Origin of the sequence: Pseudomonas sp. Irchel s3f19 (assembly GCF_900187555.1) — a bacterium.
Lineage (GTDB): Bacteria > Pseudomonadota > Gammaproteobacteria > Pseudomonadales > Pseudomonadaceae > Aquipseudomonas > Aquipseudomonas capeferrum.
Genome location: NZ_FYDW01000007.1, coordinates 105,503 through 126,728 on the forward strand (window position 1 = coordinate 105,503; position 21,226 = coordinate 126,728).

The window sequence follows — 21,226 nt, forward strand, 5'->3', positions numbered from 1 at the left end:
GTCGGCCCCCCGCGGCATGGCTGCGCTGCAGCCGTGCCGCCAGGTTTTGTATCGGCCTCAAACCGCGCCGGGCTGGCAGCCACTCAGGCGACCTGAAAATCATTCATCCTGGTGTTCCTGAATGAGGTGCCGGCGCTGTAACACGCCCGTATGCATGCACAACGGGGGTATGAAAAGCATGATAATCCAGGCCCGCCACCGCCTTGAGAAAGGCCCAATCGGCCAGGCGCCGCAAGTCACGCCACTCTTGCCATTCGATCAGGTGCAAGCGGTCCATTTCATCGGCCTGGCGTAGCAGCTGCTCGTGATAGCTGCTGGGGCAATCGCGGCGCAATTGCTGGTCGTCGAAATGCTGGAACCATCGGTTGATGGCTTCGAGGCGGCGCTGCGCCAGCCCTGCCTGCTGTGTAAACGCATTCATCCCGGTCATCCCGCGCGCTTCTGACAATCGAGCCGTCGGCAGCAAGATAGGTTCATTCAGAACTATCAACGGTCGAAGTCGCCGCTGAACCTGTTGGTCTGAACTTTGCCGTGCCCGCCAGTTTCCTCTGCTTAGCCTCGTACATCCACCACTGCAGGAGATGCATGCCATGAGAGCGTTGACCTATCACGGAGCCAACGATGTCCGGGTCGATACCGTGCCTGACCCCAGCCTTCAGGAGCCGGACGACATCATCCTCAGGGTGACGGCCACCGCCATCTGCGGCTCGGACCTGCACCTCTATCGGGGCAAGATCCCGCAGACCGAATCGGGCGATATCTTCGGCCACGAATTCATGGGCATCGTCGAGGCCACCGGCAAGGACGTCACCCACCTGCAGGTTGGCGACCGTGTGGTGATCCCCTTCGTCATCGCCTGCGGCAATTGCTTCTTCTGCCAGCACGATCTGTTTGCCGCGTGCGAAACCACCAATACGGGGCGCGGCTCCATCGTCAACAAGAAAGGCATCCCACCGGGGGCTGCCTTGTTTGGCTACAGTCATCTGTATGGCGGCATTCCTGGCGGGCAGGCCGACTATGTGCGCGTGCCCAAAGCCAATGTCGGCCCGTTCAAAGTGCCCACCGACCTGGCCGATGACAAGGTGCTGTTTCTCTCCGATATCCTGCCGACCGCCTGGCAGGCGGTGATCAATGCTGAAGTCGGCCCGGGTTCGTCGGTGGCAATCTACGGTGCCGGGCCGGTGGGGCTGCTGAGCGCTGCCTGTGCGCGAATGCTTGGGGCACAGACCGTGTTCATGGTCGATGACAATGACTACCGCCTGGCGTATGCCCAAGAGGCTTACGGGGTTGTCCCGATCAACTTCGAGCAGGATGACGACCCGGCCGACAGCATCATCCGCCACACACCGGGGATGCGCGGTGTGGATGCCGTGATCGATGCAGTCGGCTTCGAGGCCAAGGGCAGCACCGCAGAAACCGTGATGACGGCGCTGAAGATCGAGGGCAGCAGCGGCAAGGCCTTGCGCCAAAGCATCGCTGCCGTGCGCCGCGGCGGCGTGGTCAGCGTGCCCGGGGTGTATGCCGGCTTCATTCATGCCTTCATGTTCGGTGACGCGTTCGACAAGGGCCTGACGTTCAAGATGGGCCAGACCCATGTGCACAAGTACCTGCCTGAACTGCTGGAACATATCGAGGCCGGGCGCCTGCAACCGGAGATGATCGTTACGCACCGACTTGCCCTGGAAGAAGCAGCCCTTGGCTACAAGCTGTTCGACCAGAAACAGGACAGTTGCCGAAAAGTCATTCTTGTTCCGGGGGCTGCACCCGGAACCCTGGGCAGCGACTTCGCATAGCGCTGATGAGGGCGGTGCAATCAGGCCCCGCCCTCCCCAACCGATCAGGCCAGCTGGATGTACACCGCGTAAGTGCCCAGCAGCACCCAGAAGCCGAGAAAGATCCAAGGCGTGCGAAGTGAGAACAGCAGGGATTTTCGATGCCCTGCCCGGGAGGTTTCAGCCTCACAGAACAGCGGCGATTCGTCGTAGGCCAAGCCCATCATCGGCTCACTGCGCAGCAGGTGGCTTTGCTTGAGCTGCCAGTGATCGATGATCCGATAGGCAGCGCGAATACCCGGCCAGGCATTGAGCGAACTCAAAACACCCAGCAGCGCGAGAAAGGCAGGCACGATCAGGGTGAACATCTCACCCCAGCTCTGGTTCAGGTTGCCCATGGATGACACGAACGCAATCACCAGAAAAGACTGTGCAGCAAGATAGGCGTCGGTACGGTTGGCCAGGATGGTGGTTTCGTACTGGATTTCCCTTCGATAGAAATCAAGACGTTCCTTGGCGGTACCAAACATTCTTGCATTCTTTTCCTCGATCTCATGTTCAGGCGTCGATGGCGTGATGATACGAGGCACTTGCAGGCTCCAGTGTCGTTAAGCCTTGCGCGAAATGCGGGCTGTTCAGCGATAGAACCATCGAGCGAGCGAAAAATTCAGTGTATCTGCGTGGCCTGACCGTCCGTCGTTGAAACCCGGCATCCACTCCAACACTCGCGCTACACCCCTTTCGAATCGGTATGAACGTTCTCAGCTGAAGGAGCTTCTGCCATGCGCGACTACCCCACCCCACCCTTCCCGTCACAGCCGCAAAACGTGCCAGGCGCTCAACGCAAGATGGAGCCCTACCCCGATTGTGGCGAGCAGACGTACACCGGCAGCGGCCGGCTCGATGGCAAGATCGCGCTGATTACCGGTGCCGACAGCGGCATCGGCCGTGCGGTGGCTATTGCCTATGCCCGCGAAGGGGCAGACGTTGCCATTGCCTATCTCGATGAGCACGACGATGCCCAGGAAACCGCGCGCTGGGTCAAGGCCGCAGGCCGGCAATGCCTGCTGCTGCCCGGTGACCTGCGGCAAAAACAGCAGTGCTACGACATCGTCGACAAGACCGTGGCGCAATTTGGCCGTATCGACATCCTGGTCAACAACGCGGCGTTTCAGATGGCACATGAGTCGCTGGATGAAATCGACGATGACGAGTGGGTGATGACCTTTGATGTCAATATCACTGCTATCTTCCGCATTTGCCAACGGGCCTTGCCGTCGATGCCCAAAGGCAGCTCGATCATCAACACCAGTTCGGTCAACTCCGATGACCCCTCGCCCAAGTTGCTGGCCTATGCCGCCACCAAAGGCGCCATCGCCAACTTCACTGCAGGCCTGGCGCAATTGCTGGCAGACAAGGGCATCCGGGTCAACAGCGTTGCCCCTGGGCCAATCTGGACGCCGCTGATCCCGGCGACCATGCCCGATGAGGCTGTGAAGAACTTTGGCTCGGGCTACCCGATGGGCAGGCCGGGGCAGCCCGTCGAGGTGGCGCCGGTGTACGTATTGCTCGGGTCCGATGAGGCCAGCTATATCTCTGGCGCGCGCTACGCAGTAACGGGCGGCAAGCCTGTGCTGTGAAATGCCCAGGGAAACGCCCTGGCCTTTGCCAGCTCAACCGCTGCCGGCGAAGTTCACATCATTGGCATCGTCGTAAGTGTTGCGGGTTGCACATTCGAACTCGGCTTCGGCGCGTGTTGAGAAACTCAAACTGAGGCGGATCTTGTCTTGTGTGTCGTATAAGTCGTAGCCCTCGCCCAGGGCACTGGGGAAACCGATGCGCCGAGGCAAGATCTCTTTCTGACGAGGTACGGCGGGAACCACAACAAATCGCCTATGCATGATCAGCCCTCTTCCGGCAGTTCTTTAGTATTAGTCTGACTATGACAAAGACTCAAGACGACTCATGCAAAGTTTTTTAATTCGCAGCCTCCAATGCCAACAGCACCGAGGCTATTGGAGCCACAAATGCCGCTCCCCCAGTTGTTCAGGCGTTTTGTCTGAATCTGGCGCAATAAATGAACAGCCTCAAACGGTCACGGAGTCACAACTGAACACAGACCTTCCTGTGTTCGAATAGAGGTATGCGGTCATGGCTAACAATCAGGACAGGGGCGCAAATCAAGGCGACAACGCCGACTCCAAGGCCGGCGATGCAGGCCAAAGAGGTGGCCAGGGTGCAGGCGGTGACATGCCCGACAAACAAAAAGGCAGCCAGCAACCTGGGCAAAAGCCTGAAGACAAGATGAACAAGGATTGGGAACGCTCCAGCGACACCGGTAGCAAGGGAGGTCAGGCAGGTACTGATCAACCCACCGGGCAAAACCCGTCTGACCCTGGCCGTATGGGCGGCGGTCAAGCCGATCAAGGCGATACGCAGCACCAGGACAAAAATCGTTGATGCCATTGACCCCGGGGTGGCATTGCTGCCCTGGGGCCAGAACGCAGGCGCATGTCGCTAGAGTTTGAAGCGCACGTGAATCGTGCTTTTACGTTCACTGCGATCCACCGTGATCGCCAGGCTGCCATAGCCCGAATAGCTTTTTACCAGGCGCATGCCCAGCCCGGTACCGGTAGGTTTGGGGTAAGACTCCGGAAAGCCATCGCCCTCGTCCGATACCGTGATCAGGGCATGATTACCGTGGCCCATTACGCTGACATCCACCGTGCCTCTTCCATACTTCAGCGAGTTAGTGATCAGTTCGGATATCACCAGGCCCAGTGGCGCCATTCTTTCGGGCGCAAGAATGAACGTGTCAGCATGCAGCACTATCTTGCGGTCGGCCAATGCCTTGCCCAGATCACCCAGTAGCGCCTCTAGATAATCCGAGACGCGCACGTGTTGCGTTTCAGCATTCTGATAAAGACGCTCATGGACGCTGGCAATGGTCAATACCCGGGTCGCGGCTGTTTCCAGTTGCAGTTTGACCGCTTCATCAGCGGCCATGTTTGCCTGCAACAGCAATAAGGTGTTGACCAAGTGCAGGCTGTTCTTCACCCGGTGGTGGATTTCTTCCAGGTGCAGGTCGGTTTTATTCAACTTGGTATTTTGTGCATCGATCAACGATAACAATTGGGCTTCATGATGCCGACGTTCGGTAATGTCACGCGACACGGCAATAATCTTTGCAAATTCGCCCTGCTCGCCAAATATTGGCGCCACCGTCACATCCCACCATTTCGGCTCATTCTGCAGGGTCGGGCAGAACGCCTCGAAGCGCGCTGACTCCCCACCCGCTACTCTTCTGATAGCGTCCAGCACCACACTGCGGGATTCATCTGGCCAGATCTGCGGCCACGCCACCCCACGTATCTGAGCGAGGTCGCCGATGTGCAACAGGCACATGCCAGCATCGTTCATGAACTCGATATCACCGCTCGCCGAGAGGATTTTCACGCAGTCAGGGCTGGCGTTCAGCACACTTTCGGAATACGGGTCCGTAGACTGCATTTCTGCGCCTGCCGTGATCCTTTCCACCGCCATGGAGATGACATTGGCAATGCCTTCCAGGAACACCAGGTCGCTTTCGATGAAGTCTTCGCCATTGCTGCTGTCCGCTTCGAGTACGCCAAAGGGGGCGGTGGTGCCTCGAATAGGCACGTTGATCGCTCGCTCGATGCCGTATTTCTTGAGCAGCGAGGGGGTTCTGAAACGTTGCTCCTGCCCCAGATGGTTCGACAGCACAGGCCTGTAGGTCGAGATGGCGTAGCCCGCAGGGCTGGCGATATCGCCACCCACCGTGGCGTGCCCGATATCAGCGTCATCCCAACCCACACCATGGGACAGCAAAAACTCATCGCTGTCGGGTATCGGCGTAAGCACCTTGGCAAAGCGGGTGTCCATGCCCTTGGCCACGGCAGAGCAGGCTTGGGTCAGCAACGTATCCAGGTCAGACGACTTGAGTGACATGACGCCGTACTCGACCACCAGTTCATGCTGGCGATGAAGCCTGGCGTGCGACTTCTGCAACGCGGCGCGAATTGTTTCGTCAGGGGTTTGATGCATGGGGACGATATCCAAAGCTGGTTGAGATGCACGCTGAAACGGTTGCGCCGCTGTGCCAGACGTCAAGTAACATAGCAGCAGATGCCAAGCTAAGAACATGGCTGACAGACGTGAATTCAGCTATCTGGTTTATCACCGCTCATCGCCTGGGCGCAACGACGAAAACAGTCTAACTGCGCGGCAAGCAGATGCGCCCTGCGCTACCCAAGGCCTATTCGCACCTTATGGAGCAGGTCACTGACCTGAAACGGTTTGATCAGCAGGTCCATCCCGGTATCCAGGAACGCCTGACGATCCAGCGCAGTCTCGGCGTAGCCGGTCATGAACAGCACCGGTAGCGCCGGGCGGTAACTACGCGCCATATCCGCCAGTTCGCGGCCGCTCATGCCTGGCAGCCCGACATCGGTCAAGAGCAATTCGATACTGGCGTCTTCACGCAAGCAGTCCAGCGCTTGTTCGGTGGTTTCCGCCAAGGTGCAACGATAACCCGCATCGGCCAGCACTTCTGCCACCGACAGGCGTACCGAGGCCATGTCTTCGACAACCAGCACATGCTCGCCGGCGCCCTGCTGGTTCAACGGCGACGCTTGCTCCTCACAGGCCACCTGACGGCTACTGGCCGGCAACATCAACGTCACCTCGGTGCCCTGCCCTGGCACGCTGCGGATCGACACATGCCCGCTCGATTGGCGGGCAAAGCCGTAGATGGTCGACAACCCCAGCCCGGTACCTTGGCCGACCGGTTTGGTGGTGAAAAAGGGGTCGAAGACCCTTTCCAAAACCTCAGGCTCGATGCCAGCGCCATCGTCGCGTACGGTCACCGCCACATAGGGGCCGTCTTGCAGGTAGGCATTGCCGTGCGACCAACTCGCGGCAGTGTTGACCCAGATATGCCCACCCTGGGCCAAGGCATCACGGGCGTTGATCACCAGGTTGAGCACTGCGCTCTCCAGCTGGATCGGGTCGACCAGGGCAATCGTCGGCTCGCTGGAAAGCGCCAGCTGCAGCACGATACGTTCGCCAATGGTGCGGGTGATCAGCTCTTCAAGCGAACGAACCCGTTCGTTGACGTCCACTGGGCGGGTGTCGAGCGGTTGCTGACGTGCGAACGCCAACAGCCTGTGGGTCAGCGATGCCGCGCTCATGGCCGAACTGAGCGCAGCGTCTGCGTAGGTGGGGATTTTCTCCAGTTGGTTCTGCCCCACCCGTTTGCGGATCAGTTCCAGGCTGGTAATGATACCGGTCAGCAGGTTGTTGAAATCATGGGCGATCCCGCCTGTGAGGCTGCCCAGGGCATCCATCTTCTGCAATTGCAGCAATTGCGCCTCGGTCTGCGCCCGCTGCGCCATTTCCCGCGCCAGGCGGGTATTGGCGTCGTCCAGGCGCGCCAGGTGCGAGCGCTCACGGTGGCGATGCTCGGTGACGTCCTCGACAAACACCAGGCATAACCCCGGCGCCCGGTAGGGCGAGAGCTGCCATTCGGTGTCGCGTTGCAGGCCGCGCACGCTCATGCCCAGGGTGCCACGCCAGCGCCGGCCATCGGCCATGTGCTGGCGCAAGGCGACAATGGCGGCATGCTGGCCGTCGACAAAGCACTCCTGCAGTGTGTCGGGGTTGCGGTTGTCCTGGATCAGCTGGGTAAATGCACGGTTGCACTCATGCACCTTGAGCCCGGCATCGAGCACGGCGATCGGTGCCGACACATTGTTGAAAATTTCCCGGAAGTTGGCCTCGCTTGCGCGCAGTGCCCGCTCGGTATCGCGCACCCGCATCAGGGTCCGCAGGGTGGCGACCAGTACATCCGGGTCCACCGGGTGCACCAAGTAGGCGTCGGCACCGGCATCGAGCCCGGTAATGATGTCGCCGGTCTGGATCGACGCCGCCGACACGTGAATCACCGGCAGCAAGGCGGTCTCAGGGTCGGCACGGAGCAACCGGACAACATCGAAGCCGCTCATGTCGGGCAGGTTGACATCCAGGATCAACCCATCGATCTGCTCACTGTGGATCAGTGCCAACCCCTCGCCACCGGTGCCCGCTTCGAGGATCTGATAGCCATGCAACGCCAGGCGCCGACGCAGCGCATACCGGGTGGCTGCGTTGTCGTCGACGATGAGCAGGCGAATGTCAGGGTTCATCAGCGCCCTCCTGAGCCAAAGCCAGCGGAATGATGACAAAGAACGTGGAACCGGCGCCCGGCACGCTCTCCACCCCCACCTCGCCGCCCAGCAAGGCCGCGAAGCGTTTGCACAGTGACAGACCAAGGCCGGTGCCGCGCAGGCGTTTTTGCAGCGGCGAGTCGATCTGGGCGAAGTCTTCGAACAAGCCACCCAGCAGCTCAGGGGCGATGCCGATGCCGGTGTCGGTGACAGCGAAACGGATCTGGTCGCTGCCCAGCAGTTGCGCCGACACCCGCACCTCACCGCGGGTGGTGAACTTGAGGGCATTGGCGATGTAATTGCGCAGGATCTGCGCCAGTTTCTTGTCATCGGTGTAGATCCGCGGCAACCCCTCCGGCTCTTCGAAGATCAGGTCCACGCTACCGGTGTCGACAATCGGCCGGAACATCCCGCGCAAGGCGGCGAACAGGTCGAGCATGTCGAACCAGGCTGGCGAGATGGTGATACGGCCGGCCTCGATCTTGGCCAGGTCGAGCAGGTCGTCGACCATGTCGCTGAGTTCGCGCGTTGCAATGCTGACGAAGGCCACCTGCAATTGCTGCTCCTTGCTCAGCGGCCCGTCCACCTCATCGGCGAGCAGGCTGGTGATGCTCAGGATCGAGCCCAGCGGCGTGCGGAACTCATGGCTCATGTAGGAAAGGAAGCGGCTTTTCAGGTCCGATGCCTGGCGTAACTGCTCGGCTTGGGTGTCCAGCTCTGCGTAGAGCGCCAGCACCCCCTGGTTGGTTTCTTCCAGTTCTGCGCGCAGCGCTTCATTTTCGGCCTGCAGGCGTGCCACACAGGCAGCCTGCGCGGCGCGGTTTTCGGGCGTTGACTCAGGCATGCACGGTCTCCAGGTCGAGCACCAGCACAGTCACATCGTCCCGCCCACGGCAGAAGTCGCGATGCAGTACCGCAGCGATCACGGCCGGGTGGCGGTGCACCAGGCCCGGGTAGGCTTGGAGGTTCCAGCGAGATTGCAGGCCGTCACTGAACATTATCAACAGATTCCCCTTCACATGAGCGTAGTCGAACACTTGCCCCTTGCGGTACTGACCACCGACGATGCCCGGGTGAGAGGCCAGGCCACGCGGTCTATCGCCACCGACCAATGTTGCGCCAATGTTACCGATGCCGATGAACTTCACGCTGTCGTGCCCCCCTTCATACTGGGCAATCGCAACAGCCCCACCGCGCGTACCTGCCATGGCCTGGTGCAATTCGCCCAGCAGATGAAGCGGTGCACTGAACGGGCTCTGGGCGAACGCCTGGGCACCGGCCTTAGCGGCGCGTTCAGCCTCCTCGCCATGGCCCAGGCCGTCGATCAGCAACGCACTCAAACGCTGCTCGCCGAGCGTCACGTGCCACGTATCACCGCAGGCCGGGTCGTCATGCAGCGAATGCTGGCTGATACCCAGGCGAATGTCCCTGGGCGTATCAGCCTGTTTATAAAGGCGCGCCAGCACCACGGCCCCTTGGGCATCGCTGTGCACATCGAATACCTGCGCCAAGCGGCTGACAGCGCCCAGGCCAATACCCGCGGTTGCGCCGGTGGAGTAACCGTCGACCAGGCAATGGTTGAGGTCGAAACCTTGGCCGCGATCCACCGCCAGCAGTTCGATGCCAGGCTGGCTGGCAGGGCCAAGCACGCGCAGGTGCAGTTCGCCGCATTTGGCATGCTTGAGCACATTGCTGGCCAGTTCGGTCGCGACAATGGCCGCCCGGCCCGCATCGGTGGCGTCAAAGCCCTGCTGTTCGGCGAGTTTCTGCACGACCCGTCGGGCGTGCCCGACCTGGGTAGCATCGTCAATGCGCAGGACCTGGGTCAGGCTTGCAGTCAGGTTCATATCCATCGGGTGATCATTACCCGGGTGCCTCGCCCGGGAGCGGTATCCAGCTCGAACTCATCGACCAGGCGTCGCGCCCCGGTCAGGCCCAGGCCCAAGCCACTGCCGGATGTCCAGCCATCGGTCAACGCCAGTTTGATGTCGGCAATGCCTGGCCCCTCATCCCGGAAGACCAGACGTACACCCGTACGGCCGGCCTCTTCGATGACCTCCCAGTCCATGTCGCCACCCCCGCCGTACACCACGGTATTGCGGGCCAGTTCACTGACGGCCGTGACCAGCTTGGTCAGGTCGACCAGGCGCATGCCGCAGTCACTGGCGAGCTTGCGCGTCAATTGGCGGGCCAGCACGACGTCCTGTTCGATGCGTACCGGCTGGCTGCCATGCTCGCGAATGGTCATGGGCGGCCTACCCGCTTGCGCAACAGGTGCATGCCACGATCGACATTGAGTGCAGTGCTGACCCCGGGCAGGGTTAGCCCGAGCTCCACCAAAGTGATCGCGACCGCTGGCTGCATGCCGACCAGGACGGTCTCGGCATCCATGATCCGTGACAACCCCGAAATAGTGGCGATCATGCGGCCGATGAACGAATCGACCATGTCCAGCGCCGAGATGTCGATCAGCACGCCCCGGGCGCTGGTGTGTTCGATGCGATCGGTAAGATCGTCCTGCAGGCGCAGTGCCAGTTGGTCATGCATGTCGACCTGGATGGTCACCAGCAGGAACTCGCCCATTTGCAATATGGGGATACGCTCCATTGCCTCACACTCGCTCGCCAGCAGTGGTACCCAGGCGCGACAGCGCCAGTTTCAGCGCATCGGCCAGGTTGGACTTGGTGGTCAGGGTGCCCAGGTCCAGGCCCAGGTGCACGATGGTTTGCGCAATCTGCGGGCGCACGCCGCTGATGATGCAGTCGGCGCCCATCAGGCGGATGGCGGTTACGGTCTTGAGCAGGTGCTGGGCCACCAGGGTATCGACCGTCGGCACACCGGTGATGTCGATGATGGCGATTTCCGAGCCTGTGTCGACGATGCGTTGCAACAACGACTCCATCACCGTCTGGCTGCGCTGGGAGTCAAGCGTGCCGATCAATGGCAGCGCCAGTACGCCCTCCCACAGTTTCACCACCGGGGTGGACAGCTCCAGCAGTTCCTCTTGCTGACGCTTGATCACTGCCTCGCGGTTTTTTTGGTAGGTGCGGATGGTGTGCAGCCCGAAGGCATCGAACAGTGAAGATATTTCCCAAAGCTGTTCGGCCAGCAGCGCGGGCTGCTCGCGGTAATGGGCTTGAAGCAGGTCGAACAGCGGCCCTTTCAGGGCAAAGATGAAGAACGCGGTCTGGTGGGATTCCTGACCGACCTGCGCACGGCTGGCAGAGAGTTTTTCCAGGAAGCGGCGCGTCTCCTCCCAGCCTTCGGCGCCAATGTGGGTGCTGCTCTCACGGCCCAGGCCGTCGATCACCAATTGCAGGAAATCACGGGTCTCCTGGCGCAGGTCCTGTTCACGGATATTACGCGCCGCCCCCTTGGCTTCGAGAGCTTCAAGCCAACTACGCTGCAACTGCGCCTGATTGCCGACAATCGCTTCCAACGTACTGCTTTGCAGTGCTGCCATGTCAAGTTCGCTCCGATATGCCTAGCCGGTGCCCCGAGAATCGTGCCGGCTCCGGAAAGTGACATTTGCCGATGAGAATAGTTGTGGCGATCGGCAAATAATTGCATTGCGCCACCGTGTGTGGGACTAACTTTAGGCCAAGTTTGTGGGGTGCGTTGGTGGCGACCGTCTTCGAGATAGGGTGGCGGCGGCTAGTGTTCTCCCCTTATCTCCCGCCAAGCACATCGCAGCCCTACTACCTTCCCACCAATGCCCGAAGCGCCTTTCAAACCGGCAACTCGGTCGTCAACTTGATCTTCTCCATAGGCACTTCAGTCTTGACGTTCTGCACCACGCTCAGGCTGGTCAGGTGCGCGATCTGGAACCGACGGTAAGCGTCCAGGTCCGCCGCGACCACCCGCAGCAGCAAATCGCAATCGCCCGCCATCACATGGCACTCCACCACTTCGGGCAGCAGGCGCACTGCCTCGACGAATTCATCGGTGGTCTGCTGGTCCTGGCGCTTGAGCCACACCCGCACGAACAGGGTCAGGCCCAGCGCCACCTTGGCCGGGTCCACCAGCGCCACGTAGCGCTCGATCACCCCCGCTTCTTCCAGCAGGCGCACCCGCCGCAAGCACGGCGAGGGGGATAGCCCCACCTGCTTGGCCAGCTCCTGGTTCTGTAGACGGCCGTCGCGTTGCAGCGCCCGCAGGATACGGCGATCGATAGCGTCGAGTTTGATTGGCATACAAAACCTTTAAATGGAGTTTCTCGGCATCTGATGCCAAATCCTCGGCGCATGCGCGCAACTACGCAAGCCAATTTCAGCGATACATTGAAATAATTTGCCTCCACTGGAGGAAGCCATGACAACCCTTGAACCCTTACTGAACGCTTCACCCGCGCTGGTGCTGCCGCTGCTGGGCGACCTGCGCAGCTACGGATTGGACATGGCCTTTAGCGCAGTCTTGCTGGTGCTGCTCAACGGCATGTGGCGAGGCGTGCACGCCGCCATGCCCTGGCTGTTCAGCCTGATCACGGCTGACCTGTTCTACCTGCTGATTCCCGGTGCCTGGTACGTGCTGGCGGGTACGCTGGCGGGCCTGGTCGGCGCTTATCTATGGGCAAAGCCATGATCGGCGCCGCGCCGGGCTGCCTGCTGGTCGCCTTGCTAGCGCCCTGGTTGGTCTCTGGCTCCCCAGCCGACCTCGTCGCCCTGGCGCTCACCGCGTATGCCGCTTCACGGTATTGCCTGTTACCGGTGGTGCTGTTCGCCATCATCGTGACCGCCGCGTTGCGGGCGCTACTGCCCGCCTGAGGCGAGCATGCCGGCTGCGGGCAAGCTTTCTAGAAATGCATCGATCTGCCGGCCGCCGCGCAAGTGCACGGTAGGAACATCGGGCCCGAGCGCCTGGCGCAGTGCATCGATACCTGGGCGGTAGCCACGGTCGAACTGCCACACGAAATTCAGGAACGTCAGGAACGCCCGGTCGAGCTTCTCTGTACACCCCGCGGGCAGGTCCGACCGGGGCCGGTTCATCACGCTGCGTACGATCACCCGCTTGAAGCAGGTCAGCCGAGGCGTATCGAGCCAGATGACCAGGTCGGCACGGGGCAGGCGCAGGTCGAAGGTGCGCCGGGCATAGTTGCCTTCACACACCCAGGCCTGCCCCGCAATCGCTGCACCCACCCGGGTGCGGAACTGCTCGGCGTCAGGCTCGACCCAGCCGGGCTCCCAGAACAGGGTGTCCAGGTGAACCACCGGCAGGCCGAGGCGCTTGCCCAAGGCGCGGGCAAGGGTCGATTTGCCGCTGCCGGCATTTCCCAGAATCACAATCCGTTGCATGGCGGCTTCCTGTGGCGAAAAAAGCCGGCGATTGTGCGGGTTTTGGTCGGGCAACCCAAGACCAGAATGCGATCACAGGCGCCGAATTACACTTTCTTACTCTTTCACGTGTGTTCCAGGAAGACTGACCCTCACCAACTCGGCAAAGTACCGCGCACCGGTCACCAGTATTTCATCGTTGAAGTCATAGCCGGCATTGTGCAGGGGCGTCGCTCCGTCCTGCCCCTCTGCGCCGTTGCCAATGAACACGAAGTTGCCTGGCACCGTCTGGAGGAATGCGCCGAAGTCTTCGGAAATCATCATGGGTGACACCTCTGGGTCTACGGCCTTGTCACCCACCACATTGCGTGCAGCTGCAATGGCAATGTCGGTATTGTTCGCCCAGTTCACGGTCGGCGCAAACTCGTGGCTGTACTCGAACCTGCAGGTGGCGCCATGCATTCGGCAGATGCCTTCACTGATCTCGCGCATGCGCTGCTCAAGCAGACGCTGCACCTCAGGGCTGTAACTGCGGGTGTCCCCTTTGATCGTCACATGCGTGGGGATGGCGTTGCGAATACCGTCGGTGATGAATTCGGTGCAGGAAACCACTGCAGGCAAGCTGGGGTCGACGTTGCGCGAAACGATGGTTTGCAACGCCAGTACGATCTCGGCGCCAATCACCAAGGGGTCGATACCCATGTGCGGCCGAGCCGCATGGGTGCCCCGCCCTTGGATATGGATGACGAAGTTATCTTCGCTGGCCATGATCCCCCCGGCGCGCGTGGCGATATGGCCTGCCGGCATGCCTGGCATGTTGTGGGCACCGTAGATGGCATCCACCGCAAAGCGCTCGAATAACCCGTCCGCCATCATCGCCTTGGCACCGCGGCCGTGCTCCTCGGCCGGCTGGAAGATGAACCTGACGGTACCCTCGAAGTCGCGCCGACTGCACAGAAGCGCTGCAGCGCCCAGGACCATTGCCATGTGCCCGTCGTGGCCACAGGCATGCATCTTTCCAGGGTTGCAGGACGCGTGAGCGCGCCCTTTCGCCTGCTCGGTGATGTTCAAGGCATCCATGTCGGCGCGAATGCCGATTACCCCACGCCCTTCCCCGACTGTCAGGCTTGCGACAACCCCTGTTCCGCCTATTCCCCTGTGCACTTCCAGGCCTAGACCTGTGAGGATGCTGGCAACCTCGTCTGCTGTCGTGAACTCTTCGAATCCGGTTTCAGGGTGGCGATGGAAGTTGTGCCGCCATTGCTTGATGCGCTGCTCGAATGCTTGCTCGTTGCTCATGCTGGAAGTCTCCTGTTACTGGGTCAGCGAAGGGTGTCGATCAGACGGTTGAGGTATCGAGTGCGCCGCGTCGTCGTTGTGCCAGACACTGCTCTCGGCCAGATACGGGGTGCGGTAGCCACTGCGAACCCCCAAGCGATAGAACGCGAATGCGACAGCTGCCACGACGGCCATGTCCACACCCTCAGGCAAGATGCCAAGCCCGCCAAATGCTTCACTGCCGATGCAGGACACCAGCGCCATGGCCGGCAAATAGCCGATCAACCACACTGCGGCACGCACCTCACGAGCAAACCCCGTCCAGCCGCTTTTGGCCTGGTAGTAGAAGTACAGGGGCAAAGCACCGATCACCAGCAGGATGACCTGGCCGGTCAATGGCCAGCGCGCCCAGTACAACACCAGCGATGCACAGATGAAGGCAAATGGCGCTATGACGGGCATGCCCTTCAAACGCAGAGGGCGTTTGACATCGGCTGCATGCACCCGCAAGGACATTACGCTGACGGGGCCTGTCAAAAACGAAATGATCACCGCGACAGAAATCACCGCAGCCAGCGTGCCCCACCCCCGGAAGAAGAACAGGAAGACAAAGCTCACCGCCAGGTTCAGCCACATCGCCTGACGCGGGACGCCATACAGGGGGTGGAGGTTGCCGAACACCTTGGGCAGCGTGTTGTTCTTCTCCATCGCATAGATCATTCGCGCAGTGGTCGCGGTATAGATCGCCCCCGTACCCGATGGGCTCACGAACGCGTCCAGATAAAGCAGCATCGCCAGCCAGTTGAGGTTCAGCGCCAAGGCCAGCTGCGCCAACGGCGAGTCAAAGTTCAGGCTGTGCCAGCCCGAAGCAATGCTTTCAGGGCTTACTGCCCCGATGAAGGCCACCTGCAGCAGCACGTAGATGATCAAAGCGATCAGCACCGAGCCGATCAACGCGAACGGGATGCTACGCCCCGGGTTGCGGGCCTCCCCGGCGAGGCTGACCGGGCTCTGGAAACCGTTGTAACTGAATACGATGCCGCTGGCGGCAACGGCCGTGAACACGGCTGACCACCCATAGGGGGCGAAACTGGAGACTGAACCGTCACCAAAGTTCTCGCTGTTGAAGCTGGCCATGCTCAACGCCACCGCAGTCAATGCAGGCACCACCAGCTTGAACACGGTAATGGCCGTGTTGGTCTTGACGAACAGTTTCACCCCCCAGTAATTGAGGGCGAAATACACCAGTACCAATGCCCCGCTGCCGACCAGCCCTGTGCTGGTCAGTTCACCCTGATGCACCAACGCCCTCGCCCAGGGGAATGGCCAGGAGGCCATGTACTGGACCGAGGCAATCGCTTCGATGGGGATGACTGAAACGATCGAGATCCAGTTTGCCCATGCGGCCATGAAACCCACCAGCGATCCATGCGAGTACCGTGCGTAGCGCACCATGCCGCCTGATTCCGGGAACATGGCGCCCATTTCGGCATATGTGAGGGCGATCGCAAGGACGACGACTGCACCAATCACCCATGCCAGGATTGCAGCCGGCCCGGCAATGGCCGAAGCGTGCCAGGCGCCAAACAGCCAGCCTGAGCCAATGATGGAGCCGAGGCCGGTCAGCATCAGCGACCACGGGCTGATGTCTCGTTTTATCGTGTTCATGGAGTCTCCGATTGTTGTTCTTGTGTGGAGCACCCAAGCGCTTGGCCCAAGCCCTTGGGTAAACCTGCCTAGGGCTCAGGCGGCGGGCGCCCAGGCGCTCTGGCGGGCCAGCACCGACTCCGCGCTCTCGCCCAGCAGCTCGGCGTAGACACCGGGGGCGGTGGCGCCTTCGGTGCTGATCAACAACACCCGTGAATTGGCGTTGATGCCCAGGTCTGTAGCGCGGCCTGCGCCTTCGACCAGGCAACCGAGAGCAGCCAGCCCGGCGACACTCGATTCACCCGCCACCAGTGGAATGTCCCGCGCACTGCCAGCGGCCAGGCGGCGCATGGCTGCGATGGCCTGGTCATCTTCGATGGTCATGAAGTAATCGACACTGGCGGCCAGGAACCGCCAGGCCAACGGCGAGGTTTCGCCACACGCCAGCCCGGCCATCACCGAGTCCACCGAGCCGGTCGCCCGTGCCGGTCTGCCGGCAAGCGCACTTTGGTACAAGCAATCGGCCTGCACCGGCTCAACCATGATGAAGGTCGGCCGGTCTGCCCCGTACCGCTCCCACAGGTAGCTGACGATGCCTGCCGCCAGGCCACCTACCCCGCCTTGCAGAAAAACATGGGTGAAAGCAGGTTGTGCCGCAGCCGTAGCCGTCGCCTCGACGATTTCCGCCGCGATAGTGCCGTAGCCCTGCATGACATCACGGGGGATCACCTCGTAACCGTCGTAGGAGGTATCGGAAACCACCACCCAGTGGTTGCTGGCGGCCAGGGCAGCAGCGTGCTCGACAGATTGGTCATAGTTGCCAGTGATCCGCACGATCTGTGCGCCGTAGGCGGCGATGGCCTGCTCGCGCTCGATACTGACCTGCGCATGCAGCACGATCACGCAGCGGCAACCCATGCTTTGCGCGGCAGCCGCCAGCCCTTTGCCGTGGTTGCCATCGGTGGCACTGACCACGGTGAAGTCCGCCAGCACCCCGGCGTATTTACCGTCCAGCAGCCCATGCGGGTCAAACTGCTGTTCAGGGAAGGTCCGCAAGACCAGCCGCACCAGCGCGATGGGTGCGCCCAAAGCCTTGAAACTGCCCAACACCGAGCGCACGGATTCGTCTTTCACCATGATCTGCGCCACACCAAGCGCACCTGCCAGGTCAGGCAGGGAATACAAGGGTGTTGCTCCCGCATTGAGCTGTGACCAGTGGGACAGCCACTGGCGGCTTTCATGGGCCTTGGCGATGCTCATGACCGCTTTTAGCGAGTCCGGGTAAGGCTGGCGGCTGGCCTTGGGGTTGGCGATAAACATGCAGCACTCCTTTCAACAGGCAACAAGACGCCCCTACCGCTGCATTCAGGCCTCAGCGGGTTGGGATCGAGAGAAGGAATCAGCCGATGGTGCGCAAACGGTGCCGGAAGCCCCGGTCTTGCACCCTGATCAACCTATGGAGAAATTCTATTCAGCTGCTGCGCACTAGAATCTTGATTTTCAGTGAAGACATGAACTTCTATTACGATTTACATCACTCCACACCCTTTCCATTACGGACTATTCACCATGCCCCTCGATCACTTCGACCTGGCCTTGCTCGACGCGGTGCAGCGCGACGCTGGTACTTCACAACTGGACCTTGGCAGCCAGGTCAATCTCTCCTCCGCAGCGGTAAACAGGCGGCTGAAAAAGATGACCGAGGATGGCGTCATTCGCGGCACCGTTGCACAGGTAGATGCGCAAAAGCTTGGCTACACACTCACGGTCATCGCCCAGGTGGAAGTCGAGAACGAGCGAGTGGATTTACTCGACGCCATGAAAAAGACCTTTCTGGCCTGCCCGCAGGTGCAGCAGTGCTTTTATGTCGCCGGCGAGTGCGACTTTGTGCTGATCCTGCTGGTGCGCGACATGGAGCAGTACACGCAGCTCACGCGTGAACTGTTTTTTCAGAGCAACAACGTGAAGCGGTTCAAGACGCTGGTCTCGATGAGCAAAGTGAAGACGGGAGTATTCGTACCTACCCTGGATTGAGGCGCGCACAGGTGCGCGGCGACTCTGCCCCCTAGGTACCAACCTGTATGCCGTAACAGCATGGTAATAAAAGAATATCGGTACTAGACGGCATAGTTATGCCGTTTTAGTCTTCCCCTCACCCGGCGGCCTTGCATGTGCACACATGTTCCTAGCCCGCCCCTCCCTGTTGCGCCCTGCCACAAAAATAACTAACAGGCACTCACCGATGCTTAACAAACAGGCTAACGCTCGCTGGCTTGCCGGCACCCTTGCGACTTTTTTCTCCCTCTCCCCGGTTATGGGCAAGGCCCAGCCAGGCTTGCTCGAAGACAGTTCGCTGACCATGAACCTGCGCCATTGGTACTCCCATGAGACAGGCCATAAAAGCACCTATTTCCTGGCTCCAGACAAAGGAAGCGCGAAGCCGGTCAACGACCGTACGGCTTGGTTGCAAGGCGCCAGGCTCGATTTCGTCTCAGGCTATACCCAAGGCCCGGTTGGCCTGGGTATCGACCTGTCGCTGTATGGCGCGGTAGCGCTTGAACGCAGTGGGTTGGCGGCAGCCGGCGGCAGCAGCAGGCTGCTCGTGGAGCGCGACGGCGATGTGGTCGACGACTGGGGCAAGGTCGGTATCGCAGCGGCCAAACTCAAGGCCGGCCAAACCGTGATCAAGGTCGGCAGGCAGCAGGTACGCACCCCCGTCATGGACTATGCGGACACCCGGACCTTACCTGCGTCGTTCGACGGCGTGTCGCTGGAAAGCCACGACCTCGGCGCACTGACGCTCAAGGCGGGCTACTTCGACCGGGCCACGCCACGCACCGGCGCAGGCAGCGAAGACCTGACGTCGACCATGACCACGCGCAAGGTTGAAAGCGATTGGGTTGCCTATGCCGGCGGCGATTACAACCTGAACACGGCAGCAACGGCCAGCCTCTATCTTTCCCGCTTCGATGCCATATGGGACCGCGCCTATCTGGGCTTCAACTCCCGCCACGAGTGGAACGCTGCCTGGGCTAGCGAAGTGCAGGCCGACCTGTATCACACCCGTTCCAGCGGGCGTGAACTGGCCGGGGCAATCGACCAACAGGTCTACGGCCTGAGCCTGACCCAGCGTTACCTCAACCACTCGGTGAAGTTCGGGCTGCAGCAGGTGGTCGGGGACGAGTACTTCGATTATGTCGGCGAATCCAACGCCATTTCACTGCCCAACACCATGCTCTCTTACTACAACGGCCCCAACGAGCGTTCGTTTCAAGTCAAGTACACCAATGACTTCACCGCCTACGGCGTGCCCGGCCTGAAAACCATCCTCTGGTACATCAAGGGCTGGAACATCGACGGCACCGCTTACGACGGCGGCGCCAACGCAGCCTACGGCTGGGCGTCGAGCCAAAACGGCGAGAGCCACTACGAAGTGGGCGCCTTTCTCAACTACGTGGTGCAGTCCGGGCGCATGAAGAACCTCAGCGTCCTCACCGGCAACGCCTGGCATCGCGCGAGCCGCAACCAGATCGAAGGCAATCTCGAAGAGTTCCGCCTCATCGTCAACCTGCCAGTGAAGCTCTTCTGAGCGCTGCAGCAACGCCCCCCTTCTAAGGAGAACCTCCATGAAACCCTTGTTTGCCGTACTGATCGGCTCCCTGCTAGGCGCGCCAAGCGTGCAGGCCTGGGCCAGCATGCCTGATGGCACCTGGGTAAAGCACGCTGCCTTGAAGGTCGAGGACGAGGTCGTGCGGATCCGGCGACAGATTCACCAGCATCCGGAGCTGGGCAACCAGGAGTTCCAAACGGCCCAGCTGGTTGCCAAGCAGCTACGTGAACTGGGCATCGAGGTGCGCACCGGCATTGCCCGTACCGGCGTGGTCGGCGTGCTCAAGGGCGGTAAGCCTGGGCCGGTCATGGGCTTGCGTGCCGACATGGATGCTTTGCCCGTGCAGGAACAGACCGGCCTGCCGTTTGCCAGCAACACGGTTGCCCAGTACCAGGGCAAATCATCCCCAGTCATGCATGCCTGTGGCCACGATGCCCACACGGCCATGCTGCTCGGGGCGGCACGGTTACTGGCCGAGCATCGCGAACAGGTGGCCGGGACCGTGGTGTTCATCTTCCAGCCGGCTGAAGAAGGTGGCGCGGACATCGACAATTTCACCCAGGGTGCCGAGGTGGGGGCACGCAAGATGATCGCCGAAGGCGTGCTGACCGACCCGCCGATCGAGGCGCTGTTCGGCCTGCATGTGGTGGCTGGCATCCCGACCGGTGAGCTGCGCTACCGCCCCGGCGCGACCATGAACAGCGCCGATGGGGTGCGTATATCGCTGCAAGGTGTGCAGGCCCACGGCTCGATGCCGTGGAAGAGCAAGGACCCGGTAGTCGCCGCAGCGCAGGTGGTCACCAGCTTGCAAACCCTGGTAAGCCGCCGGGCAGACCTGACCCAAGGCATGGCAGCTGTCACCATCGGCAGCATTCACGGTGGCACTGCGCCGAATGTCATCCCGCAGGACCTGACGATGCTGGGCACCCTCCGCACCAGCAACAACGACATCCGCAAGACCCTGCTCGGCGACTTGCCAAACCTGGTGGAGCACATCGCCCTCGCCCACGGGGTGGCCCCCAAGGTGGAGCTGTCGGAATACGCCCCCGTGCTGATGAACGACCCAGCGCTGACCCAGGCAACGGTTACGGCGCTGCAGCGCGCCTCCGATGGCAAGGCAGCGCGGCTGGATTACACATTCTCCGCCAGCGAAGACTTTGCCCACTATGCCACCCAGGTGCCCAGCCTGTTCGTGCTGCTGGGTGCCACCCCTGCCGGCCAGGACATGAGCAGCGCACCGGTCAACCACAGCCCGTCGTTCACTGTGGATGAAGCCACGCTGAGCACCGGTGTACGCGCCCACGTCGAGTTTGTGCTGGCCTACCCGGCCTACGCCCAAGCGCGCCAGGCCGTGCGTTGAGTTTGCTTCAAGCCCACCCGCTACGCGCGCGCTATCACCCCGGGTGCCGCGCCGCGCAGCTTTGA

The 21,226-nt window shown here is 61.2% G+C and carries 23 protein-coding genes; 8 read left to right on the top strand and 15 right to left on the bottom strand.

The window, feature by feature from the left end:
* Window positions 1-103 precede the first annotated feature (103 nt).
* Window positions 104-466 (bottom strand): hypothetical protein, encoded by a 363-nt coding sequence (locus tag CKW22_RS17765; RefSeq protein WP_320326799.1) that lies wholly within the window; start codon window positions 464-466, stop codon window positions 104-106.
* Between the two features lie 124 nt (window positions 467-590).
* Here CKW22_RS17765 and CKW22_RS17770 point away from each other — a divergent pair, with 124 nt between their 5' ends.
* Complete coding sequence (locus tag CKW22_RS17770) at window positions 591-1,793, top strand: zinc-dependent alcohol dehydrogenase (RefSeq protein ID WP_047583372.1); 1,203 nt, start codon at window positions 591-593, stop codon at window positions 1,791-1,793.
* A 44-nt stretch (window positions 1,794-1,837) separates the two neighbouring features.
* Here CKW22_RS17770 and CKW22_RS17775 read toward each other — a convergent pair whose 3' ends face one another.
* Window positions 1,838-2,362: a hypothetical protein gene (locus CKW22_RS17775; protein WP_033698504.1), complete on the bottom strand. Its 525-nt coding sequence runs from the start codon at window positions 2,360-2,362 to the stop codon at window positions 1,838-1,840.
* Between the two features lie 192 nt (window positions 2,363-2,554).
* Between CKW22_RS17775 and CKW22_RS17780 the strand changes: the two genes are divergently transcribed.
* Entirely contained in the window at window positions 2,555-3,412 is an 858-nt protein-coding gene (locus tag CKW22_RS17780; RefSeq protein WP_033698506.1) for an SDR family oxidoreductase, read from the top strand.
* Window positions 3,413-3,445: 33 nt separating this feature from the next.
* Here the strand turns inward: CKW22_RS17780 and CKW22_RS17785 are convergent, their stop codons facing one another.
* Window positions 3,446-3,679, bottom strand: coding sequence for a hypothetical protein (locus CKW22_RS17785; protein ID WP_033698508.1), 234 nt, complete (start codon window positions 3,677-3,679; stop codon window positions 3,446-3,448).
* Window positions 3,680-3,923: 244 nt separating this feature from the next.
* Between CKW22_RS17785 and CKW22_RS17790 the strand changes: the two genes are divergently transcribed.
* Window positions 3,924-4,232 (top strand): hypothetical protein, encoded by a 309-nt coding sequence (locus CKW22_RS17790; protein WP_033698510.1) that lies wholly within the window; start codon window positions 3,924-3,926, stop codon window positions 4,230-4,232.
* Between the two features lie 57 nt (window positions 4,233-4,289).
* Here the strand turns inward: CKW22_RS17790 and CKW22_RS17795 are convergent, their stop codons facing one another.
* The 8 genes from CKW22_RS17795 to CKW22_RS17830 form a co-directional block, all read right to left on the bottom strand.
* On the bottom strand, window positions 4,290-5,837 hold the full coding sequence (locus CKW22_RS17795; RefSeq protein ID WP_095064539.1) for a sensor histidine kinase: 1,548 nt from the start codon (window positions 5,835-5,837) through the stop codon (window positions 4,290-4,292).
* 200 nt (window positions 5,838-6,037) lie between these two features.
* Window positions 6,038-7,975: a response regulator gene (locus tag CKW22_RS17800; protein ID WP_095064540.1), complete on the bottom strand. Its 1,938-nt coding sequence runs from the start codon at window positions 7,973-7,975 to the stop codon at window positions 6,038-6,040.
* Window positions 7,965-8,840: a sensor histidine kinase KdpD gene (locus CKW22_RS17805; protein WP_095064541.1), complete on the bottom strand. Its 876-nt coding sequence runs from the start codon at window positions 8,838-8,840 to the stop codon at window positions 7,965-7,967. The genes CKW22_RS17800 and CKW22_RS17805 overlap by 11 nt, the downstream gene beginning before the upstream one ends.
* Window positions 8,833-9,849 carry an ATP-binding protein gene (locus CKW22_RS17810; protein WP_177326499.1) on the bottom strand — a complete coding sequence of 339 codons (1,017 nt, stop codon included), beginning with the start codon at window positions 9,847-9,849 and terminating at the stop codon, window positions 8,833-8,835. Before CKW22_RS17810 ends, CKW22_RS17805 begins: the two co-directional genes overlap by 8 nt.
* Window positions 9,840-10,244 carry an ATP-binding protein gene (locus CKW22_RS17815; RefSeq protein ID WP_033698519.1) on the bottom strand — a complete coding sequence of 135 codons (405 nt, stop codon included), beginning with the start codon at window positions 10,242-10,244 and terminating at the stop codon, window positions 9,840-9,842. Before CKW22_RS17815 ends, CKW22_RS17810 begins: the two co-directional genes overlap by 10 nt.
* Window positions 10,241-10,603, bottom strand: coding sequence for an STAS domain-containing protein (locus CKW22_RS17820; protein WP_033698520.1), 363 nt, complete (start codon window positions 10,601-10,603; stop codon window positions 10,241-10,243). The genes CKW22_RS17815 and CKW22_RS17820 overlap by 4 nt, the downstream gene beginning before the upstream one ends.
* Before the next feature lie 4 nt (window positions 10,604-10,607).
* Window positions 10,608-11,459 (bottom strand): STAS domain-containing protein, encoded by an 852-nt coding sequence (locus CKW22_RS17825; RefSeq protein WP_033698521.1) that lies wholly within the window; start codon window positions 11,457-11,459, stop codon window positions 10,608-10,610.
* A 265-nt stretch (window positions 11,460-11,724) separates the two neighbouring features.
* Window positions 11,725-12,189: an Lrp/AsnC family transcriptional regulator gene (locus CKW22_RS17830; protein ID WP_081874722.1), complete on the bottom strand. Its 465-nt coding sequence runs from the start codon at window positions 12,187-12,189 to the stop codon at window positions 11,725-11,727.
* A 118-nt stretch (window positions 12,190-12,307) separates the two neighbouring features.
* Between CKW22_RS17830 and CKW22_RS17835 the strand changes: the two genes are divergently transcribed.
* Together CKW22_RS17835 and CKW22_RS17840 are read left to right on the top strand one after the other, a co-directional pair.
* On the top strand, window positions 12,308-12,577 hold the full coding sequence (locus CKW22_RS17835) for a hypothetical protein (protein WP_033698522.1): 270 nt from the start codon (window positions 12,308-12,310) through the stop codon (window positions 12,575-12,577).
* On the top strand, window positions 12,562-12,759 hold the full coding sequence (locus CKW22_RS17840) for a hypothetical protein (protein ID WP_050506073.1): 198 nt from the start codon (window positions 12,562-12,564) through the stop codon (window positions 12,757-12,759). Before CKW22_RS17835 ends, CKW22_RS17840 begins: the two co-directional genes overlap by 16 nt.
* Here the strand turns inward: CKW22_RS17840 and CKW22_RS17845 are convergent.
* From CKW22_RS17845 to CKW22_RS17860, 4 genes are all read right to left on the bottom strand, one after another.
* A complete protein-coding gene (locus tag CKW22_RS17845) occupies window positions 12,745-13,287 on the bottom strand; it encodes an AAA family ATPase (RefSeq protein WP_033698523.1) in 543 nt (180 codons plus the stop codon). The two genes, CKW22_RS17840 and CKW22_RS17845, sit on opposite strands and share 15 nt — an antisense overlap.
* A gap of 96 nt (window positions 13,288-13,383) precedes the next feature.
* Window positions 13,384-14,565: a M20 aminoacylase family protein gene (locus tag CKW22_RS17850; protein WP_095064542.1), complete on the bottom strand. Its 1,182-nt coding sequence runs from the start codon at window positions 14,563-14,565 to the stop codon at window positions 13,384-13,386.
* A gap of 15 nt (window positions 14,566-14,580) precedes the next feature.
* Window positions 14,581-16,212 (bottom strand): APC family permease, encoded by a 1,632-nt coding sequence (locus CKW22_RS17855; RefSeq protein ID WP_081874723.1) that lies wholly within the window; start codon window positions 16,210-16,212, stop codon window positions 14,581-14,583.
* Window positions 16,213-16,287: 75 nt separating this feature from the next.
* Window positions 16,288-17,511: a diaminopropionate ammonia-lyase gene (locus CKW22_RS17860; protein ID WP_033698526.1), complete on the bottom strand. Its 1,224-nt coding sequence runs from the start codon at window positions 17,509-17,511 to the stop codon at window positions 16,288-16,290.
* A gap of 249 nt (window positions 17,512-17,760) precedes the next feature.
* Here CKW22_RS17860 and CKW22_RS17865 point away from each other — a divergent pair, with 249 nt between their 5' ends.
* The 3 genes from CKW22_RS17865 (at window position 17,761) to CKW22_RS17875 (ending at window position 21,161) form a co-directional block, all read left to right on the top strand.
* Window positions 17,761-18,225, top strand: coding sequence for an Lrp/AsnC family transcriptional regulator (locus CKW22_RS17865; protein WP_095064543.1), 465 nt, complete (start codon window positions 17,761-17,763; stop codon window positions 18,223-18,225).
* 208 nt (window positions 18,226-18,433) lie between these two features.
* Entirely contained in the window at window positions 18,434-19,780 is a 1,347-nt protein-coding gene (locus tag CKW22_RS17870) for an OprD family outer membrane porin (protein WP_033698528.1), read from the top strand.
* Window positions 19,781-19,817: 37 nt separating this feature from the next.
* Entirely contained in the window at window positions 19,818-21,161 is a 1,344-nt protein-coding gene (locus CKW22_RS17875) for an amidohydrolase (RefSeq protein WP_095064544.1), read from the top strand.
* Window positions 21,162-21,226 lie beyond the last annotated feature (65 nt).

Bases quoted from the DNA above. Each gene is read 5' to 3' on its own strand.
- CKW22_RS17865 (WP_095064543.1), top strand. From the start codon at position 17,761: ATGCCCCTCGATCACTTCGACCTGGCCTTGCTCGACGCGGTGCAGCGC.
- CKW22_RS17835 (WP_033698522.1), top strand. From the start codon at position 12,308: ATGACAACCCTTGAACCCTTACTGAACGCTTCACCCGCGCTGGTGCTG.
- CKW22_RS17825 (WP_033698521.1), bottom strand. From the start codon at position 11,459: ATGGCAGCACTGCAAAGCAGTACGTTGGAAGCGATTGTCGGCAATCAG.
- CKW22_RS17830 (WP_081874722.1), bottom strand. From the start codon at position 12,189: ATGCCAATCAAACTCGACGCTATCGATCGCCGTATCCTGCGGGCGCTG.
- CKW22_RS17810 (WP_177326499.1), bottom strand. From the start codon at position 9,849: ATGGATATGAACCTGACTGCAAGCCTGACCCAGGTCCTGCGCATTGAC.
- CKW22_RS17815 (WP_033698519.1), bottom strand. From the start codon at position 10,244: ATGACCATTCGCGAGCATGGCAGCCAGCCGGTACGCATCGAACAGGAC.
- CKW22_RS17850 (WP_095064542.1), bottom strand. From the start codon at position 14,565: ATGAGCAACGAGCAAGCATTCGAGCAGCGCATCAAGCAATGGCGGCAC.
- CKW22_RS17820 (WP_033698520.1), bottom strand. From the start codon at position 10,603: ATGGAGCGTATCCCCATATTGCAAATGGGCGAGTTCCTGCTGGTGACC.
- CKW22_RS17845 (WP_033698523.1), bottom strand. From the start codon at position 13,287: ATGCAACGGATTGTGATTCTGGGAAATGCCGGCAGCGGCAAATCGACC.
- CKW22_RS17805 (WP_095064541.1), bottom strand. From the start codon at position 8,840: ATGCCTGAGTCAACGCCCGAAAACCGCGCCGCGCAGGCTGCCTGTGTG.
- CKW22_RS17875 (WP_095064544.1), top strand. From the start codon at position 19,818: ATGAAACCCTTGTTTGCCGTACTGATCGGCTCCCTGCTAGGCGCGCCA.
- CKW22_RS17855 (WP_081874723.1), bottom strand. From the start codon at position 16,212: ATGAACACGATAAAACGAGACATCAGCCCGTGGTCGCTGATGCTGACC.
- CKW22_RS17790 (WP_033698510.1), top strand. From the start codon at position 3,924: ATGGCTAACAATCAGGACAGGGGCGCAAATCAAGGCGACAACGCCGAC.
- CKW22_RS17840 (WP_050506073.1), top strand. From the start codon at position 12,562: ATGGGCAAAGCCATGATCGGCGCCGCGCCGGGCTGCCTGCTGGTCGCC.
- CKW22_RS17770 (WP_047583372.1), top strand. From the start codon at position 591: ATGAGAGCGTTGACCTATCACGGAGCCAACGATGTCCGGGTCGATACC.
- CKW22_RS17795 (WP_095064539.1), bottom strand. From the start codon at position 5,837: ATGCATCAAACCCCTGACGAAACAATTCGCGCCGCGTTGCAGAAGTCG.
- CKW22_RS17780 (WP_033698506.1), top strand. From the start codon at position 2,555: ATGCGCGACTACCCCACCCCACCCTTCCCGTCACAGCCGCAAAACGTG.
- CKW22_RS17870 (WP_033698528.1), top strand. From the start codon at position 18,434: ATGCTTAACAAACAGGCTAACGCTCGCTGGCTTGCCGGCACCCTTGCG.
- CKW22_RS17800 (WP_095064540.1), bottom strand. From the start codon at position 7,975: ATGAACCCTGACATTCGCCTGCTCATCGTCGACGACAACGCAGCCACC.
- CKW22_RS17860 (WP_033698526.1), bottom strand. From the start codon at position 17,511: ATGTTTATCGCCAACCCCAAGGCCAGCCGCCAGCCTTACCCGGACTCG.